The organism is Pseudomonas sp. Z3-8, assembly GCF_051131975.1.
Classification (GTDB): Bacteria; Pseudomonadota; Gammaproteobacteria; order Pseudomonadales; family Pseudomonadaceae; genus Aquipseudomonas.
Genome location: NZ_CP071643.1, coordinates 2,650,064 through 2,667,148, shown reverse-complemented (window position 1 = coordinate 2,667,148; position 17,085 = coordinate 2,650,064). Strand labels below are relative to the sequence as shown.

Sequence of the window (17,085 nt, the reverse complement as noted above, 5' to 3'; positions counted from 1 at the left end):
AAATGATCGAACCCGGCATCTACAAAGAAGTCATGAGCTCGTTCCCGTCCGGCGTCACGGTGGTTACCACCCTGGACCCGGAGGGCAATATCGTCGGCATTACCGCCAGCGCTTTCAGCGCCTTGTCCATTGACCCAGCGCTGGTGCTGTTCTGCCCCAACTATGCCTCCGATACCTACCCGATCCTGCGCGACAGCAAGCAGTTCGCGATCCACTTGCTGTCCGCCGACCAGACCGCCGAAGCCTACGCCTTCGCCGGCAAAGGCAAGGACAAGGCCAAAGGCATCGACTGGCACCTGAGCGATTTGGGTAATCCGTTGCTGGGTAAAGCCACGGCAATCATCGAGTGCGAGCTGTGGCGCGAATACGACGGTGGCGATCACGCGATCATCGTCGGCGCGGTGAAGAACCTGATCCTGCCCGCGCAACCGGTCACGCCGATGATCTACCACAAAGGCAAGCTGGGCCCGCTGCCCGTGCTGGCCTGAGGCTGACACAAAACCCTGTGGGAGCGAGCTTGCTCGCGATGACGGCTGCACATTCAACATTGATGTGACTGATCCACCGCTATCGCGAGCAAGCTCGCTCCCACAGGTTCAGCACTTTTTTCAGGAGCCGGTATCAGCCCGGTCGAGGATTTCGGGAGCACACCGCGATGAGCAACGAAAAATACCAGCAAGGCCTGAAGATCCGCACCCAGGTACTGGGCCAGGACTACGTCAACCGCGCCATCGAGAACGCCGACGATTTCACCCGGCCGCTGCAGGAAATGGTCACGGAATATTGCTGGGGCCATGTCTGGGGCCGCGAGGGTTTGTCGCTCAAGGAGCGCAGCATGATCAACCTGGCGATGATCTCGGCGCTCAATCGTCCGCACGAACTCAAGCTGCATGTGCGCGGCGCCTTGCGTAACGGACTGAGTCGTGAGCAAATACGCGAAATTCTGCTTCAGGTCGGCATTTATTGCGGCGTCCCCGCTGCCGTAGACAGTTTCCGGCTTGCCCGCGAAGCCTTCGCCGAAGCCGACGCCGAGGCCTCCAGTCAACCCTCGGCTGTTTGAACTGAACGAGCATGGATGTTTGCCCGTTTTGCATGGACAGCCACATAACAGAGCGGACCCCATGAAACGCCTGCCACTCGACGACAGCTTCAAGGTCAATCGCAACCCCGTTACCCTGCGCGAGATCGTGCTGGATAAACTGCGAAGCGCCATCATGAACTTCCAGCTGCTGCCGGGCGATCGCCTGGTCGAACGCGACCTGTGCGACCGCCTGGGCGTGAGCCGTACGTCGGTGCGTGAAGCCCTGCGTCACCTCGAATCCGAAGGCCTGGTGGAGTTCGCCGATGCCAAGGGTCCACGGGTGGCGATCATCACCCTGGCCGACGCCGGTGACATCTATGAGCTGCGGTGCGTGCTCGAAGGCCTGATCGTCCAGTTGTTCACCCTGCGGGCCAAGGCCAAGGACATCAAGGCCCTGGAAAAAGCCCTCGAGGAAAACCGCAAGGCTCTCAAGGACGGCGAGCTGCAGCAGGTGCTGGATTCGGTCCAGGGTTTCTACGACGTACTGCTTGAAGGTTCCGGCAATCATGTTGCCGCCACCCAGTTGCGCCAGTTGCAGGCGCGCATCAGCTACCTGCGGGCGACGTCGGTGTCCCAGGAAAACCGCCGTGGCAGCAGCAACCAGGAAATGGAACGCATGGTCGAGGCGATCAAGAGTGGCGATCCGCTGATGGCCCACCAGGCCTGCGTCGATCACGTACGCGCCGCCGCCAAGGTTGCGCTGGAATACCTCAAGCGCCAGCAGGAAGAGACCGGCAACATCCCGGAAATCACCGCACCCATCGCGTTGAAAGAACCGCGCATAGGACGCTGATCATGTTCAGCCCGAGCTTTTGTCCAAAGTGTGGCGGCACTGACTTGAGCCAGCGCCTGCCAGCGGGCGATACCCATGAGCGGCTGATGTGCGGCGGCTGCGGCTACATCCACTACGTGAACCCGAAGATCATCGCCGGCTGCATCATCGAACAGGACGGCAAGTACCTGCTGTGCCAACGCGCCATCCCGCCGCGCCCCGGCACCTGGACACTGCCGGCCGGCTTCATGGAAGGCAACGAGACCACCGAGCAGGCGGCCCTGCGCGAGGTCTGGGAAGAGACCGGCGTGCGCGCCGAAATCATCTCGCCCTACTCGATTTTCAGCGTGCCGAAAATCAGCGAGGTGTACATCATCTTCCGCGCCATCGCGCTGGAGATCACCGGCGAGTTCGGCGCGGAAACCCTCGCCTGCCAATTCTTCGCTGCCGAAGACATTCCGTGGGACAGCATCTATTACCCGGCCATCCGGCAGATCCTCGAACGTTACATAGAGGAACGCCAGGCCGGGGTCTACGGCATCTACATGGGCAACGACGACAGCGGCAAGATTCACTTCATCCGCTGACGCCTGCGATCAGGGCGCCACGCCCTCGACGATGATCACCTCGGCCCGCGCCACACCCTCACGATGCTTCTTCGCCTGCTGATACTCCTCGCAGTGATAGCAGGCCAGCGCCTGTTCGTAGGAATCGAATTCGATCACCACGCTGCGCTGCGGCGTGGCCCTGCCTTCCATCGCTTCGCTGCGTCCGCCCCGGGCGAGCATCCGTCCGCCATACAAGGCAAACGCCGCTGGCGCGCGCTGGGTGTATTGGCTGTATTGATCGGGGTCGCTGACATCCACATGAGCAATCCAGTACGCCTTCATAGTGACCTCTGTGTTTGTTTTGTATTATGGTATACCACAAGCTGCTTCCATCCTGCACCTTCAAAACAAAGAGAGCCCGCCATGGCCTTTAACAGCATTGAGGAAATCATCGAAGACTACCGCCTGGGCAAGATGGTGTTGCTGGTGGATGACGAAGATCGGGAAAACGAAGGCGACTTGCTGCTCGCCGCCGATTGTTGCAATGCCCAGGCGATCAGCTTCATGGCCCGCGAAGCACGCGGGCTGATCTGCCTGACCCTGACTGATGAGCACTGCCAACGCCTGGGCCTCGAACAGATGGTGCCGAGCAACGGCAGCGTGTTCAGCACCGCGTTCACGGTGTCCATCGAGGCCGCCACGGGCGTGACCACCGGTATTTCCGCCGCTGACCGGGCGCGCACCGTCGCCGCCGCTGTTGCTCGTGACGCGGGGCCGGCCGACATTGTCCAGCCGGGGCATATCTTCCCGCTACGCGCCAAGGAAGGCGGCGTGCTGACCCGCGCCGGGCATACCGAAGCCGGTTGCGACCTGGCGCGCCTGGCAGGCTTCACGCCGGCGTCGGTGATCGTCGAAGTCATGAACGATGACGGCACAATGGCGCGCCGGCCGGACCTGGAAATTTTCGCCCGAAAGCACGGCATCAAGATCGGCACCATCGCCGACCTGATCCACTACCGCCTGAGCACCGAGCACACGGTGGTGCGCATCGGTGAACGGGAACTGCCGACGGTGCACGGTACCTTCCGCCTGTTCACCTTTGAAGATCGCATCGAAGGCGGCGTGCACATGGCGATGGTCATGGGCGACATCCGCCGGGAAGAACCGACGCTGGTGCGCGTGCATGTGATCGATCCACTGCGGGACCTGGTGGGTGCGGAGTACAACGGCCCGTCCAACTGGACGTTGTGGGCGGCCCTGCAGAGGGTGGCGGAGGAAGGTTGTGGCGTGGTGGTGGTGCTGGCCAACCACGAGTCGTCCCAGGCGCTGCTTGAGCGTGTGCCGCAACTGACCCAGCCGCCACGGCAGTTCAGCCGCTCCCAATCGCGCATCTATTCTGAAGTAGGCACTGGCGCGCAGATTCTGCAGGACCTGGGTGTAGGCAAGCTGCGGCATTTGGGGCCACCGCTCAAGTATGCCGGGTTGACCGGGTACGACCTGGAGGTGGTGGAGAGCATTCCTTTTACCGGGTAGGCCTGTGCGCCATTCCCTGTGGGAGCGAGCTTGCTCGCGATGACAATAGACCTGTCGACATCCATGGCGACTGACAAACCGCTATCGCGAGCAAGCTCGCTCCCACAAGGTTCATGGACATAGAAAAAATCCGCTCCAGGCAGATAGCCGGTACGGCAAAACCCTTGCAGAAAGTTTGGAATACCATAATATGATATTCCATCGACCGAACGCTTCTGCCTACCCTGGCGCGGTCACTTGCAAGACCTGCTTGACCCAAAGCTCCCGATAAGTGGGCGAACAGAAGCCCACTCAATAAACACAACAATGAGGGCGTGAACATGGTGTTGAAGAAAAGTGCAGCCGCAATTCTTTTTGCCGGCCTGCTGAGTGTCACCAGCCAGGCGACGATGGCCGCTGAAAGCGTCAACTTCGTCAGTTGGGGCGGCAGCACCCAGGACGCGCAGAAGCAGGCCTGGGCCGATCCATTCAGCAAGGCCAGCGGCATCACCGTGGTCCAGGATGGCCCGACCGACTACGGCAAACTCAAGGCCATGGTCGAAAGCGGCAACGTGCAATGGGACGTGGTTGATGTCGAGGCCGACTTTGCCCTGCGCGCCGCCGCCGAAGGCCTGCTCGAACCTCTCGATTTCTCTGTCATCCAACGTGACAAGATCGACCCGCGCTTCGTCTCCGACCACGGTGTCGGCTCCTTCTATTTCTCCTTCGTGCTCGGCTACAACGAAGGCAAGCTCGGTTCGGGCAAGCCAACGGATTGGTCCGCGCTGTTCGACACCAAGACCTACCCTGGCAAACGCGCCCTCTACAAATGGCCAAGTCCTGGCGTGCTGGAACTGGCCCTGTTGGCCGATGGCGTGGCGCAGGACAAGCTCTATCCGCTGGACCTGGACCGCGCCTTCAAGAAACTCGACACCATCAAGAAAGACATCGTCTGGTGGGGCGGCGGCGCCCAGTCCCAGCAGTTGCTGGCGTCCGGCGAAGCCAGCATCGGCCAGTTCTGGAACGGTCGGATCTATGCCTTGCAACAGGACGGCGCGCCCGTCGGCGTGAGCTGGAAGCAGAATCTGGTCATGGCCGACATCCTGGTTATCCCGAAAGGTGCGAAAAACAAGGCCGCCGCCATGAAATTCCTGGCCAACGCCAGCAGCGCCAAGGGCCAGGCTGATTTCTCCAACCTGACCGCCTACGCCCCCGTCAACGTTGATAGCATCGCGCGCCTGGACTCGGTGCTCGCCCCCAACCTGCCGACCGCCTACGCCAAGGATCAGATCACGCTGGATTTTGCGTACTGGGCCAAGAACGGTCAGGACATCGCGACACGGTGGAATGAATGGCTGGTCAAATGAAAATGGCGGCAGCGGCAACCCCTCGCACCGGGAGCGCCGTCGGCGCTGCCGGTCCGGCCGTGGCGCGCAAGCAGACGCCGTCGTTGATGCAACGCTGGCGCGGCGCCGGCAACCTGATTCCTGCGCTGCTGTTCCTCGGCCTGTTCTTCCTGGCGCCACTGATCGGCCTGCTGCTGCGCGGCGTGCTGGAACCCGTGCCGGGCCTGGGCAACTACGAGCAGCTGTTCGCCAACTCGGCTTACGCCCGGGTGCTGTTCAACACCTTTTCGGTGGCCGGGCTAGTGACGTTGTTCAGCCTGCTGCTGGGCTTCCCGCTGGCCTGGGCCATCACCCTGGTGCCCCGTGGCTGGGGCCGCTGGATGCTGAACATCGTGCTGCTGTCGATGTGGACCAGCCTGCTGGCGCGCACCTATTCCTGGCTGGTGCTGTTGCAGGCCTCGGGCGTGGTGAACAAGGCATTGATGGCCCTGGGCATCATCGACCAGCCGCTGGAAATGGTGCACAACCTCACCGGCGTGGTGATCGGCATGAGCTACATCATGATCCCGTTCATCGTCCTGCCGCTGCAGGCGACCATGCAGGCCATCGACCCGATGATCCTGCAGGCCGGTTCCATCTGCGGCGCCAGCCCCTGGACCAACTTCTTCCGGGTGTTCCTGCCGCTGTGCCGGCCGGGGTTGTTTTCCGGCGGGCTGATGGTCTTCGTGATGTCTCTCGGTTACTACGTGACCCCGGCGCTGCTGGGCGGCGCGCAGAACATGATGCTGCCGGAATTCATCATCCAACAGGTGCAGTCGTTCCTCAATTGGGGCCTGGCCAGCGCCGGCGCCGCACTGTTGGTGGCGATCACCCTGGTGTTGTTCTACTTCTACCTGAAGCTCCAGCCGGAATCCCCGGTGGGCGCCAGCAACGCGAGGTAAGCCGCCATGCTCCTGACTCCCAATGCCATGAGCCGACGCATGCGGTTCGGCCTGTACTTCACCACCGGCGTGATCGCCTTGTTCCTGCTGCTGCCGATCGTGTTCATCGTGCTGCTGTCGTTCGGCTCGTCCCAGTGGCTGGTCTTTCCACCGCCGGGCTGGACCTTCAAATGGTACGGCCAGTTCTTCTCCAACCCGGACTGGATGAGCGCCGCGCTGACCAGCCTCAAGGTCGCGGTGCTGACCACCGTCAGCGCCGTGGCCCTGGGCCTGCCTACCGCGTTTGCCCTGGTACGTGGGCGCTTCCCTGGCCGGGAAATGCTCTACGGCCTGTTCACCCTGCCGATGATCGTGCCGCTGGTGATCATCGCCGTGGCGGTCTACGCGCTGTTCCTGAAACTCGGCTACACCGGGACGATGTTTGCCTTCGTGGTCAGCCATGTGATCGTCGCGCTGCCGTTCACCATCATCTCGATCATCAACTCGCTCAAACTGTTTGACCAATCCATCGAGGACGCGGCGGTGATCTGCGGCGCCTCGCGCCTGCAAGCGGTGTTCAAGGTGACGTTTCCGGCCATTCGCCCGGGCATGGTCGCCGGCGCCTTGTTCGCATTCCTGGTGTCGTGGGACGAGGTGGTGCTGAGCGTGATGATGGCCAGCCCGACCCTGCAGACCTTGCCGGTAAAAATGTGGACCACTTTGCGCCAGGACCTGACGCCTGTGATCGCCGTCGCTTCGACGCTGCTGATCGGCCTCTCGCTGCTGGTAATGGTGATCGCCGCCGCCCTGCGCCGGCGCAACGAAATCAGCGCCTGAGCGCCTAGGAGAATACGATGAGTGCCGTCAAAGACCCCGCACAGCAGAACAACAAGACCCTGGTCAGCCTGCGCAACCTGAACAAGCACTACGGCGATTTTGCCGCCGTGGACGATATATCCCTGGAGATCCAGGACGGTGAATTCCTGACCTTCCTCGGCTCCAGCGGCTCGGGCAAGAGCACCACCCTGTCAATGCTGGCCGGCTTCGAAACCCCCAGCAGCGGCGAGATCCTGGTGGATGGCAAATCCCTGGTCAACGTGCCGCCGCACAAGCGCGACATCGGCATGGTGTTCCAGCGCTATTCGTTGTTTCCTCATCTGTCGGTGCGCGACAACATCGCCTTCCCGCTGGCGATCCGCAAACTGGCCAGCGCCGAGCGCGAGCGCCGGGTCGACGCCATGCTCAAGCTGGTGCAATTGGGAGAGTTCGCCCATCGGCGCCCTTCGCAACTGTCCGGCGGACAACAACAGCGCGTGGCAATTGCCCGGGCGCTGGTCTATGAACCGCGCATCCTGCTGATGGACGAACCTCTCGGCGCGCTGGACAAAAAGCTGCGCGAAGATTTGCAGGACGAACTGCGCCAGTTGCACCGCCGGCTGGGCATCACCATCGTCTACGTCACCCACGACCAGGAAGAAGCCATGCGCCTGTCCCAGCGCATCGCGATCTTCAGCCACGGCAAGATCGTCGGCCTGGGCAGTGGCTACGACCTCTACCAGAATCCACCGAACGCCTTTGTCGCCTCGTTCCTGGGCAACTCCAACTTCCTCAAGCTCAAGGCCCAGGGCAATGCCGCGGCGACCTTCGAAGGCCAGTCACTGTCGATCCGCCTGACCACCGGCCTGCAAACCGACCAGGACGTGCTGCTGATGGTCCGCCCGGAAAAAGCCCTGGCCTTGAGTGTCGAGCAGGCGACCCAGGACACCCTGCCGGCCGGCTGGAACGAAGTCTCGGCCAAGGTCGTGGAGGTGCTCTTTCTTGGCGAAAGCCAGACCTGCAGCGTGGTCACCTCCGGCGGCACCCAGATGACCGTCAAGGCGCTGTCCGCCGCCGGCATGCCGCTCAAGGCCGGCGACCCGGTGCGGGTGCGCTGGGCCGCCGCCGATGCCTGCGTCTACACCCAATGGGCCGAGAGCGAACTGAACAAGGCCGCCGGCGCCCACTGAGAACACCGCGTCATAACCGCCTGCGTGCGAGGACTGCGAAATGATCGATGCCAACCTCTACAAACAAGTCATGGGTTCGTTCCCGTCCGGCGTGACGGTAATCACCACGCTGGACGATGACGGGCAAATCGTCGGGCTGACCGCCAGCGCCTTCAGTTCATTGTCGATGGACCCGGCCCTGGTGCTGTTCTGCCCCAACTACAGCTCCGATTCCTATCCGGTGCTGATCCGGAACAAACGCTTCGCCATCCACGTGCTTTCCGGCGGCCAGCAGAACGAAGCCTACGCGTTCGCCCGCAAAGGCAAGGACAAGGCCCAGGGCATCGAATGGACCTTGAGCGCGCTGGGCAATCCGTTGTTGGGCAACGCTACCGCCATCATCGAATGCGAACTGTGGCGTGAATACGAGGGTGGCGACCACGCCATCATGGTCGGCGCCGTGAAGAACCTGATCGTGCCGCAACACACACCGGGGCCGCTGGTTTATTGCCACGGCAAGATGGGCGCCCTGCCCGTCCTCGCCTGAACCGATCGTCAACAATAAAGAGAAAGCGCCATGAAATTTTCCCTGTTCGTACACATGGAGCGCTGGGACGAAAGCGTCAGCCATCGCCAGTTGTTCGAAGACCTCAGCGAGCTGACGCTGATGGCCGAAGCCGGCGGTTTCAGTACCGTGTGGATCGGCGAACACCACGCCATGGAATACACCATTTCGCCAAGCCCGATGCCGCTGCTGGCGTACCTGGCCGGCAAGACCACGACCATTCACCTCGGCGCCGGCACCATCATCGCGCCGTTCTGGCACCCGCTACGGGTGGCTGGCGAATGCGCATTGCTCGACGTTATCAGCAACGGCCGCATGGAAGTCGGGCTGGCCCGGGGCGCCTATCAGGTGGAATTCGACCGCATGGCCGGCGGCATGCCAGCTTCTTCCGGCGGCCAGGCATTGCGGGAAATGGTCCCGGTGGTGCGCGCCCTGTGGCAAGGCGACTACGCCCACGACGGCGCGATCTGGAAATTCCCCACTTCCACCTGCGTGCCCAAGCCCATCCGCAAGCCTCATCCGCCGATGTGGATCGCCGCCCGCGACCCTGACTCGCACAACTTCGCCGTCGCCAATGGTTGCAACGTGATGGTCACGCCTTTGATGAAAGGCGATGAAGAAGTCCTCGACCTGAAGAACAAATTCCAGGCCGCCCTGGACAACAATCCCGACGTGCCACGTCCGCAATTGATGGTGCTGCGCCACACCCATGTACACGCCGAGGACGATCCCGAGGGCTGGAAGATCGGCGCCCAGGCAATCTCGAAGTTCTATCGCACCTTCGACGCCTGGTTCGGCAACAAGCAGGTGCCGGTCAATGGCTTCCTGGCGCCAAGCCCGGAAGAAAAATTCGCCGAGCGCCCGGAGTTTCAGCTGGAGAACATCCGCAAGAACACTATGATCGGCACCCCGAAGGAAATCATCGAGCGGATCAAGTACTACCAGGAACTGGGCGTGGACGAGTTCAGTTTCTGGTGCGACAACAGCTTGCCGCATGCCGAGAAGAAAAAATCCCTGGAGTTGTTCATCCAGCAGGTGGTGCCGGCGTTTCGCTGATCCGTTACATCGCCTTCGCGAGCAGGCTCGCTCCCACAGGGTCTGTAACACCCGCTCCCACAGGGTCTGGAACACCCGCAGCCTATGTGGGAGCGAGCCTGCTCGCGAAGGCGGATTGAAGCTGAAAAAAAATGCCCGGACATTTGATGCCCGGGCATTTTTATTCAAGCACTGCGATCAGAACGTCACGCTGGCGCTCAATCTGGCAGTACGCGGCTCGCCGACGTTGACCTGCAACTGGCTCCCGGTAGACGACGGGTAGTACTGCTTGTCGAACAGGTTGTCGACGTTCAACTGCAACGAGGTCTTTTGTCCGAACACCGGCGACTCCCAGCGCAGGAACGCGTCGGCGACGGTGTAGCTGCTGAGCCAGAAATCGTTGGCGTTGTTGGCGGCGCGTTCGCCGACATACCGCGCTCCGGCCCCGGCGTGCCAGGCGCCGAATTCGGCCGGCACGTTCAGATGGTGGCTCAGGTACAGGCTGGCGGTGTGCTTGGGGGCATCGGCCAGACGGTGACCTTCGTCCTCCGGATCGTCGAGGATTTCCGTATGGGTGTAGGCGTAAGTCCCGATCAAGTCCCAGCGGTCGGCGAGGCGGCCCGTGATGTCGAGTTCCAGACCCTGGGAACCTACCTTGCCGGCGGCTTCCGCCAGCGTCACGCCATTGACCGTGGTGGACGTAACGACGTTTTTCTTCACGATGTCGAACAGCGCAACGTTGATATTCAAGCCTGGGAGCGGATCGTACTTGGCGCCGATTTCATAGCTGCGGCCCTCTTCCGGATCGAAGGTATTGCCGGCGTCGTCAACGTCGTCGTTCGGCTTGAAGGAACGGCTGTAGTTGCCATACAGCGACAGGCTACCGGTGGCTTTGTAGACCAGGCCGAGAAATGGCACGAAGGCGTCGCCGTTGTCATCGCGATTGAGTTCGTAATCGCTACCTACACCTTGATCGCTGTATTGGTCGTAATGTTGATAACGACCACCGACTACAAGAATCCAGCGGTCATCCAAATGCCAGTTGTCTTTGAGGTACACGGAACTGGAGTTCAATTGGTTGCGCAGGTCACTGTCGGTAGTGCTGACCAAACTCGGCTCTGGCAGGTTGCCGTAAACCGGTGAAGTTATGTTGAAGCCGGGCTGGGGGTTGCCACGATAGGTCTTGCCCCGGAATTGATCCGATACCTGATTATCGATGCCGAGCAACAGGTCATGACGCTGTCCGAGCAGCTCTTGCTTACCCATGAAATCCCAACTGGCGTAGCGGGTCTCATCATCGTAATGGGCGCCATTGGCCCTGCGGCGCAGTACATTTCCTGTGAGCGTAGCGGGCTGGGCAATCGCAAGACGGTAGCGGTCATTGTTCCAGCCGTAGGTCACCCGGGTTTTCCACGCTTCGCTCAACTCGTACTCGAACCGCGCGGTGGCCGTCTCGCGGATCCCGACGCTCTTGGCCCAAGGCTCGTCCAGGCGCTTGTCATAGTCGATGTCGGCCGGATGCCCATTCTTGAACACCGTGCCACGGTCAAACGGGTTGGAATATTCGTTGTACTCGTAGCTCAGGTTCAACGAAGCACGCTCACCGGTCCAGGCCAGCGATGGCGCCACCAGCGTGCTCTCATTGACGCCGTAGTTGCGCCAGTAATCCTCATGGCCGCGTTCGGCGATCAGGCGATAGGCCAACCCGGTGTCGCCCAACGGCCCGGTGGTGTCCAGGGCCATGGTGCCGCCGCCCTCGCTGTAGGCGGAGCCGCTCAGCGTGGTGCTCTGGGTGTATTCGGGCTTCTTGCTGATAACGTTGATCAGGCCACCCGGTTCCAGCGCGCCGTACAACATAGAGGCCGGGCCTTTTAGCACTTCGACTCGCTCAGTGGTGGCGCTGAAGTTGTGGCCCAGGTTCGAACGCACACCATCGCGCAGGATCGAACCGTCATCGTTGGTGCCAAAACCGCGCTTGACCAGCGAGTCCCGGGATCCCCCCAGGGTGTTGCCCTGGCTGACGCCGCTGACGAACTTCATCGCGTCGTCCAGCGAGCGCACCTGGTAGTCCGCCAGGGTCTGCTGGGTCACCACGTTGATCGACTGCGCCTCTTCCTTGATCGGTACATCGCTCTTGCTCGCCGTGCTGGCTTGCGTCGCCGTGTAGCCTTCGTCCTGAATGATCCGACTGCCTTGCACATCCGTGGTGGGCAGTTCAAGGGTGTCCTGGGCCTTCAAGGGGCTTGCCATGAAACAGCAGGACAGCGCGGGTAAAACACATTTGACGAGGGCATTGCGGTAAGCGAGGGGGGTGGAACGATTCAAGACGCTGCACTCATGGGGGGGATGTGAATGAGAGCGAATATACTTTGAGAATCATTCCCAGTAAATCTTTTGTATCAAATTGATAGCGCTATACACCCTGTAGGAGCGAGCCTGCTCGCGAAAGCGGTGGGTCTGCCAGCATTGATGTTGGCTGTACCTGCGCCTTCGCGAGCAAGCTCGCTCCCACAAAGTGATATCAAATCGCCCTGCTACCCTAAAGCTTTGGCGTCAGCGGTCGAATGTATTCCATTCAGTGATTTTTTTGCCCAGGAGCAGCGGCATGCAGACGTTAAAGGCCTTGTACGAGTCTATCGAGATGCAATTCTTCGATACCCTCACCAAAAAGCTTTCAAGCCTTTTCCTGCTGGTCGTCGTCAGTGGCCTGCTGTACTGGGTCGCCGTCAGTGCCCGGGCCGATATTCTCGTGCAGTTGCGCACGGCCCAACTGGACGCCGCACTGCTGGGCCAGATCGAAGATCGCCTCGACAGCCTCACCCATGCCCTGCTCTTCGGCGCGCTCCTGACGTTCGGCATGATCAGCTTCATGGTCTGGTATTTCCGCCACCTCATCGTGCGCCCCGTCACTGTGATGACCAAGGCGCTGGAAGAGATCGCCAACGGCGAAGGTGACTTGTCCAAGGACTTGCCGCTGGTCACCCATGACGAGATCCGCACGCTGGCCGCCACCTGCAACCGCTTCCTGGCCAAGCAGCGCGAGATCATCAGCAACGTCCAGGCCTTGACGGTGCACATTGCCGTGGAGTCGGCCCGTTCATTGAAGAACATCAGCGACTCCAGCGACAGCGCGACCCACCAGGCGCGCTTCGCCAAGGAAGTGATGGACCAGAGCAACACCGCCGTGGGCCGTATCGAAGAAGTCTCGCGCCAGACCCAGGGCATCTCCAGCACCACCGCGCAGAACCTGAACATGGCCCGCGATTCCTATGCCGAGTTGCTGGAAGTGACCGGCAACATCAGCGAGATCTCCAGCAGCCTGGGTGAATTCGCCACGCTGGTGGACGCGCTGAACCAGCGTTCGTCGAGCATCAAATCCATCGTCGGGCTGATCCAGCAGATTTCCGCCCAGACCAACCTGCTGGCGCTCAACGCCGCCATCGAAGCGGCGCGCGCCGGGGAAAGTGGCCGTGGCTTCGCCGTGGTCGCCGATGAAGTGCGCACCCTGGCGCAAAACGTCAGCCGGGCTACCGATGATATTTCCCGCAACATCGACGCGATGCTCCAGGAAGTCAGTTCCACCCACGAGCAGACCACCCAGATCAGCCACAGCGCCCGGGAAACCCAGAAGGTAGTGGAGCGCGCCTCTGGCCATTTCGAGAGCATGATCGTCGACTTCGAGTCCACCAACGGCAAACTGGCGGATATCGCCGACCACATCCAGCAGTTCGCCGACTCCAACACCGGTATCAACGAACGCGTCACCCAGATCCATGCCGACAGCCAGTCGATCGACCAGCGCATGCAGCAGTCGGCGACCGCCACCCGCGATCTGTCCGGTGTTGCCGAGAAGGTCCAGACGCTGCTGGGCCGCTTCGTGCTCGGCCACGGCAAGCTGGACGCCGCCATCACCCGCGCCAGCGAATGCCGCGACACGCTCCAGGTTCAGCTGCAGGCGCTGCAGGAAGAAGGCGTCAACCTGTTCGACCAGAATTACCAGTTGATCCCGGGCACCGATCCCAAGCAATACATGACCAGCTACACCGAACGCTTCGCCCGGGTCTGCCAGGAGGAATGCGACAAGCTGACCCGCAGCACGCCGGGCGGCAAGGTCTCGTTCATCGTCGATACGAAGGGCTATTGCCCGGTCAACAACAGCTGGGTGTCCAAGCAACCCACTGGCGACCGCGCGGTCGACCTGCCGGTGTGCCGCAACAAGCGGATCTTCAACGACCCGATTGGCCTGCGCGCGGCGGGCAACGTCCAGCGCTTCCTGCTCCAGACCTACCTGCGCGACACCGGGGAAATCATGACCGAGATCGACGTACCGTTCTTCTTTGGCGGCCGTCACTGGGGCAACCTGCGGGTGGGGTTTGATGCGGCGGTGTTGCTGGCTGACTGATCAAAGGATCAAGCCAGACAACTGTGGCGAGGGAGCTTGCTCCCGCTGGCGTGCGCAGCAGGCCCCGGCGGTTCTTCAGGCTGACCGCATCACCCGTCTTGCGACTGCTGCGCAGCCGAGCGGGAGCTAGCTCCCTCGCCACATTGGCCTTTCTGCGCACATACAATCCTGAATTCACCCCAAACAACTGTGGGAGCGAGCCTGCTCGCGAAGGCGTCAGGTCAGTCGACATCGTCCTTGACTGACACTCCGCTTTCGCGAGCAGGCTCGCTCCCACAAGGGCATCTGTGGCACATGCAAATCCTGGGTCCAACCCAAAACAACTGTGGGAGCGAGCCTGCTCGCGAAGGCGTCAGGTCAGTCGACATCGTCCTTGACTGACACTCCGCTTTCGCGAGCAGGCTCGCTCCCACAAGGGCATCTGTGACACACGCAAATGCTGAGTCCAACCGAAAACAACTGTGGGAGCGAGCCTGCTCGCGAAGGCGTCAGGTCAGTCGACATCATCCTTGACTGACACTCCGCTATCGCGAGCAGGCTCGCTCCCACAGGGGATTACTTCAGTTCAACAGCATTTGGGGCCACCCTTGCCACCGTAGCGGGCTTCCTGGCGTTCTCGGAAGAACGCCTCGTAGTCCATCAGCGGCTTGTCGGGGTGCTTGGTTTGCATGTGCTCGACGTAGTTGTCGTAGTCGGGCATGCCGACCATCAGGCGGGCGGCCTGACCGAGGTATTTACCGAGGCGACTCAAGTCATTGAACATCGTTGCAATCCCCTATCAAGCGTCCGGCAGGGCCTGGAATGGTGCTTCTTTGTCCGTGCGTTCTTTCGTGCCCCAGGCGGCGATGCCAACCTTGAGCGCATAGAACAGGATGCTGAAGACCACGAACAGGAACAACACCGTCAGCGTTGCGTTGGTGTAGGCGTTGAACACCACGTGCTGCATCTGCTCGATGCTCTTGGCCGGGGCCAGGATCTGGCCGGCGGCCAGGGCATCGTTGTACTTGCGCGCCAAGGCCAGGAAGCCGATCGCCGGGTTGGCGTCGAACAGCTTGATCAGGCCCGCGGTGGTGGTGCAGATCAGCAGCCAGCTGGCCGGCAGCAGCGTGACCCAGACGTAGCGCTGGCGCTTCATCTTGATCAGCACCACGGTGGCGAGCATCAGCGCGATACCGGCCAGCATCTGGTTGGAGATGCCGAACAGCGGCCACAAGGTGTTGATGCCGCCCAGCGGATCGATCACGCCCTGGTACAGCAGGTAGCCCCACAGCGCGACGCAGCCGGCGGTGGCGATCAGGTTGGCGGTCCACGATTCGGTGCGCTTGAGGGCCGGCACGAACGAGCCGAGCAGGTCCTGCAGCATGAACCGCCCGGCACGGGTGCCGGCGTCTACCGCGGTGAGGATGAACAGCGCTTCGAACAGGATCGCGAAGTGGTACCAGAACGCCATGGTGTTCTCACCCGGCAGCACCGAGTGAAGGATCTGCGCGATACCCACCGCCAGGGTCGGCGCACCGCCGGCACGGGCCAGGATGGTGGTCTCGCCGATGTCCTTGGCCACCGCTTGCAGCGCGTCGGGGGTGATTGCAAAACCCCAGCTGCTGACGGTCTGGGCCACAGCCACCACGTCGGTGCCGACGATCGCCGCCGGGCTGTTCATGGCGAAGTACACGCCCGGCTCGATCACCGAGGCCGCGACCATCGCCATGATCGCCACGAACGACTCCATCAGCATGCCGCCGTAACCGATGTAGCGGGCGTTGGTTTCGTTATCCAGCAGCTTGGGCGTGGTGCCCGAGGAGATCAGCGCGTGGAAACCCGAGACCGCGCCGCAGGCGATGGTGATGAACAGGAACGGAAACAGACCGCCCTTCCACACCGGCCCGGTGCCGTCGGTGAACTGGGTCAGCGCCGGCATTTTCAGCTCGGGCATGGTCACCAGGATGCCGATCGCCAGGGCGATGATGGTGCCGATCTTGAGGAATGTGGACAGGTAGTCCCGTGGCGCCAGGATCAGCCACACCGGCAGCACCGCGGCGACAAAACCGTAGCCGATCAGCATCCAGGTGATCTGGATCCCGGTGAAGGTGAAGGCCTTGGCCCAGACCGGGTCGGCAGCGATCTGCCCGCCCAGCCAGATCGAACCGAGCAGCAACAGCACGCCGATGAGCGAGATTTCACCGATGCGGCCCGGGCGGATGTAGCGCATGTAGATGCCCATGAACATCGCGATCGGGATGGTCGCCATCACCGTGAAGATGCCCCACGGGCTCTCGGCCAGGGCCTTGACCACGATCAGCGCCAGCACCGCGAGGATGATGATCATGATCAGGAAGCAGCCGAACAGCGCGATGGTGCCGGGGATGCGGCCCATTTCCTCGCGCACCATGTCGCCCAGGGAGCGACCGTTGCGGCGGGTCGACAGGAACAGGACCATGAAGTCCTGCACCGCACCGGCCAGCACCACGCCGGCGATCAGCCAGAGCGTGCCGGGCAGATAGCCCATCTGCGCCGCCAGCACCGGCCCGACCAGCGGCCCCGCGCCGGCAATGGCCGCGAAGTGGTGGCCGAAGAGGATGTGTTTGTTGGTCGGGACGTAGTCCAGGCCATCGTTGTTGAGCACGGCGGGCGTGGCCCGGCGCGCATCGAGTTGCATCACGTTGTTGGCGATGAAGAGGCTGTAGTAGCGGTAGGCGACCAGGTAGATGGCCACGGCTGCGACGACGATCCAGAGGGCGTTGATCGGCTCTCCGCGGCGCAGGGCCACGACGCTCAGCGCACACGCTCCCAGAACAGCCACGGCAAACCAGGCGAGGTGTTTAACCAGACGGGTTGTCATTGCATGTCTCCTGCCGATATCCAATGGATTGCGGCGATTGTTTTTATAGTGTGGCCCCGGCAATTCGGAGCTGGCCCAAT

16 protein-coding genes are annotated in these 17,085 nt (G+C 61.8%); 12 read left to right on the top strand and 4 right to left on the bottom strand.

Going from position 1 to position 17,085, the window contains the following annotated elements; all coding sequences use genetic code 11:
- Positions 1-2: 2 nt before the first annotated feature.
- The 4 genes from J3P94_RS12375 to J3P94_RS12360 all read left to right on the top strand — a co-directional run bounded on the left by J3P94_RS12375 (position 3) and on the right by J3P94_RS12360 (position 2,440).
- Complete coding sequence (locus J3P94_RS12375; protein WP_434573721.1) at positions 3-488, top strand: flavin reductase family protein; 486 nt, start codon at positions 3-5, stop codon at positions 486-488.
- A gap of 167 nt (positions 489-655) precedes the next feature.
- A complete protein-coding gene (locus J3P94_RS12370) occupies positions 656-1,060 on the top strand; it encodes a carboxymuconolactone decarboxylase family protein (RefSeq protein ID WP_305500549.1) in 405 nt (134 codons plus the stop codon).
- 61 nt (positions 1,061-1,121) lie between these two features.
- A complete protein-coding gene (locus tag J3P94_RS12365) occupies positions 1,122-1,874 on the top strand; it encodes a GntR family transcriptional regulator (protein ID WP_434573718.1) in 753 nt (250 codons plus the stop codon).
- Positions 1,875-1,876: 2 nt separating this feature from the next.
- Entirely contained in the window at positions 1,877-2,440 is a 564-nt protein-coding gene (locus tag J3P94_RS12360) for an NUDIX hydrolase (protein WP_305500547.1), read from the top strand.
- Positions 2,441-2,449: 9 nt separating this feature from the next.
- Here J3P94_RS12360 and J3P94_RS12355 read toward each other — a convergent pair whose 3' ends face one another.
- Positions 2,450-2,743 (bottom strand): DUF1330 domain-containing protein, encoded by a 294-nt coding sequence (locus J3P94_RS12355; RefSeq protein WP_434573716.1) that lies wholly within the window; start codon positions 2,741-2,743, stop codon positions 2,450-2,452.
- A gap of 81 nt (positions 2,744-2,824) precedes the next feature.
- Here J3P94_RS12355 and ribBA point away from each other — a divergent pair, with 81 nt between their 5' ends.
- The 7 genes from ribBA (at position 2,825) to J3P94_RS12320 (ending at position 9,785) form a co-directional block, all read left to right on the top strand.
- The gene (ribBA, locus tag J3P94_RS12350) at positions 2,825-3,934 is read left to right on the top strand and encodes a bifunctional 3,4-dihydroxy-2-butanone-4-phosphate synthase/GTP cyclohydrolase II (RefSeq protein WP_434573714.1); all 1,110 of its coding nucleotides are present in this window, start codon (positions 2,825-2,827) and stop codon (positions 3,932-3,934) included.
- Positions 3,935-4,254: 320 nt separating this feature from the next.
- Positions 4,255-5,280: an ABC transporter substrate-binding protein gene (locus J3P94_RS12345; protein ID WP_434573712.1), complete on the top strand. Its 1,026-nt coding sequence runs from the start codon at positions 4,255-4,257 to the stop codon at positions 5,278-5,280.
- Complete coding sequence (locus J3P94_RS12340; RefSeq protein WP_434574159.1) at positions 5,277-6,200, top strand: ABC transporter permease; 924 nt, start codon at positions 5,277-5,279, stop codon at positions 6,198-6,200. The genes J3P94_RS12345 and J3P94_RS12340 overlap by 4 nt, the downstream gene beginning before the upstream one ends.
- Positions 6,201-6,206: 6 nt before the next feature.
- A complete protein-coding gene (locus J3P94_RS12335) occupies positions 6,207-7,016 on the top strand; it encodes an ABC transporter permease (protein ID WP_434573710.1) in 810 nt (269 codons plus the stop codon).
- Positions 7,017-7,033: 17 nt separating this feature from the next.
- A complete protein-coding gene (locus J3P94_RS12330) occupies positions 7,034-8,185 on the top strand; it encodes an ABC transporter ATP-binding protein (RefSeq protein WP_434573708.1) in 1,152 nt (383 codons plus the stop codon).
- A 40-nt stretch (positions 8,186-8,225) separates the two neighbouring features.
- Complete coding sequence (locus J3P94_RS12325) at positions 8,226-8,711, top strand: flavin reductase family protein (RefSeq protein WP_434573707.1); 486 nt, start codon at positions 8,226-8,228, stop codon at positions 8,709-8,711.
- Positions 8,712-8,741: 30 nt separating this feature from the next.
- Positions 8,742-9,785 (top strand): LLM class flavin-dependent oxidoreductase, encoded by a 1,044-nt coding sequence (locus tag J3P94_RS12320; protein ID WP_434573705.1) that lies wholly within the window; start codon positions 8,742-8,744, stop codon positions 9,783-9,785.
- A 177-nt stretch (positions 9,786-9,962) separates the two neighbouring features.
- Here J3P94_RS12320 and J3P94_RS12315 read toward each other — a convergent pair whose 3' ends face one another.
- A complete protein-coding gene (locus tag J3P94_RS12315; RefSeq protein ID WP_434573703.1) occupies positions 9,963-12,014 on the bottom strand; it encodes a TonB-dependent siderophore receptor in 2,052 nt (683 codons plus the stop codon).
- A 355-nt stretch (positions 12,015-12,369) separates the two neighbouring features.
- Here J3P94_RS12315 and J3P94_RS12310 point away from each other — a divergent pair, with 355 nt between their 5' ends.
- Positions 12,370-14,166, top strand: coding sequence for a methyl-accepting chemotaxis protein (locus J3P94_RS12310; RefSeq protein WP_305500532.1), 1,797 nt, complete (start codon positions 12,370-12,372; stop codon positions 14,164-14,166).
- Positions 14,167-14,731: 565 nt separating this feature from the next.
- Here the strand turns inward: J3P94_RS12310 and J3P94_RS12305 are convergent.
- Both J3P94_RS12305 and J3P94_RS12300 read right to left on the bottom strand, forming a co-directional pair.
- Complete coding sequence (locus J3P94_RS12305; protein WP_003201656.1) at positions 14,732-14,929, bottom strand: YbdD/YjiX family protein; 198 nt, start codon at positions 14,927-14,929, stop codon at positions 14,732-14,734.
- Between the two features lie 15 nt (positions 14,930-14,944).
- Positions 14,945-17,005 carry a carbon starvation CstA family protein gene (locus J3P94_RS12300; protein WP_434573701.1) on the bottom strand — a complete coding sequence of 687 codons (2,061 nt, stop codon included), beginning with the start codon at positions 17,003-17,005 and terminating at the stop codon, positions 14,945-14,947.
- Positions 17,006-17,085 lie beyond the last annotated feature (80 nt).